Annotated in this window: 1 protein-coding gene; it reads right to left on the minus strand. The window is 52.8% G+C overall.

Going from position 1 to position 2,036, the window contains the following annotated elements; translation table 11 throughout:
* Nucleotides 1-126 precede the first annotated feature (126 nt).
* The coding region (locus HW443_RS10850; protein WP_176238191.1) for a DNA topoisomerase I at nucleotides 127-2,036 on the minus strand (1,910 nt) is incomplete at its 5' end.

Raw genomic sequence — 2,036 nt, forward strand, 5'->3', positions numbered from 1 at the left:
AATCTCTTTTAAGAAAAGTAGAGTCCAAATCACAGGCACTTTAGCTTTTAGACAGGAAGCCGCGCCTATCCAGTCCCACCAGTACCCATGTCGTACCTGGCAAGGTCTCCAGGATGGGACAGGACTTTAGTTTTCTCCCCTTTTACTTTTACGACCACTCCCAACAAGCTCTTTTTTAGTGGGACACTCAGGATCGAGGCAAAGTTTCCAGGGTCTTCTACCTTTATTGATGACCGTTATGCGGAGAGTTCCACAATCGGGACACACTTCATCCGTCGATCTGATCTTGCCCTTCTGAGGTAAAGGATAAGCTTCCGTGCATTGAGGATATCCGCTGCAGCCTACGAAGCGTTTTCGGCTTTTCCTGGCCCTCTTGATACGCAGGTCTTTTCCGCAAGTTCTGCACTTGCCGACTACTTCGTCCTCCCTCACCCCATTTCTGATATCGGCGGCAATCTCCTCCCTTTCCTTCTCCATGACCTCCATGATCTCATCCAGCATCTCTCGAGATCTACCTACCACCTGATCCTTCTGATGAAGCCCCTCCACTATCCTGTCCATATCCTGCTCTAACTCTGCCGTCATCTCGGGACTGGAGATTTTTTGGGCATGCTTAATAAGGGTAGAGGCTACGGCGATGCCCGTCTCCCTGGGAACAAGAGGGTTACCCACCACGTATCCCCGGTCGTAGAGGCTTTTGATTATGGAGTGTCTGGTGGACTTGGTCCCCAGCCCCAGCTCCTCCATCTTTTCCACCAGCCGGCCCTGGGTGTACCTTGGAGGAGGCTGGGTTTCCTTGGCCAGTATCTCCTTGTTTAAAACCTGCACTTTCTCCCCTTCCTTCAACTGAGGAAGGATGACATCGGCGCTTTTAAAATAGGGAAGATATCTCAGCCATCCCTCCCTGACTATGCGGGAGCCGCTGATGTAAAAGGGTTCTCCGCTTATGTCTATGTCCACCTGCATGGTCATCTGGAGGGCCTCCTCGGCCAGGGTCGCCAGGAAGTGGCGAGTGACCAGATCATAGACCTTCCACTCCTGAGGGCTCAGCTTCTCCTTGCTGGCTCCATCAGTGGGGTAGATGGGCGGGTGGTCCGTGGATTGCTTCTTTCCCCTGGTAGGAACAAATCTCTTACTGGCTATGAGTTCCTCGGCCATCTTCCGGAATTGAGGAGAGGCTTTCAGGGTGAGGAGCACTCCCCGGATGTCGATGGAAGCAGGAAAAACGGTATTATCAACCCGGGGATAGCTGATCAGCCCTCTCATGTACAGGCCTTCAGCTATGTTCATGGCCGAAGCCGGCGAGAGCCCCAGTTTGGCGGCACTGCTGAGGAGAACCGTGGTATTCATGGGCGCAGGAGGAGCCTTCTTCCTTTCTACTTCTCGTATGGAAGTAACCAGGCCTTCCTCTCCCAGCCTGGCGAAGACTTCTTCCGCCTCTTCCTTTCGCAGGAAGCGTCTGGTCTTATGGAAGGCTTCGAACTCCTCCCCGCCATCCTTCAGCCTGACCTTAATCTGCCAGTAGGGAGTTGGCTTAAAGTCCCGGATCTCTAACTCCCTCTGGACCAGAAGAACCAGGGTAGGGCTCTGAACTCGACCCACGGAAAGAAAATTATCCCAGAGTCTGGTGGAGGTCAGGGAGATAAATCGGGTCAGAACCGCTCCCCAGATAAGATCAATCTCCTGTCTGGCCCTTCCGGCCTCAGCCAGATGCTCATAGGGTTCCTCCAGATTTTGGAAGGTCTGCTGGATCTCCGACCTGGTGATAGCCGAGTATCTGGCCCTTTTAATCTCCAGCCCCGGATTCACCTCTCGGATGACTCCCACAGCATCCATGCCGATGAGCTCGCCCTCCCGATCAAAGTCAGTGGCGATTATGGCTGAGTGAGCATCGCGAGCTGCCTTTTTGAGAGCATTGATGACATTTTTGTTGATGGGGACTTTGACTAGTTGTTTAAAGATAAGCTCTCGGGGCTCTACTTTCCACCAGTTGTTATACTCTTCAGGATAGTCTACCTGAAGGATATGCCCCTTCA

Source organism: Candidatus Hakubella thermalkaliphila (assembly GCF_013281975.1).
In the GTDB taxonomy this organism is placed as follows: Bacteria; Actinomycetota; Humimicrobiia; order Hakubellales; family Hakubellaceae; genus Hakubella; species Hakubella thermalkaliphila.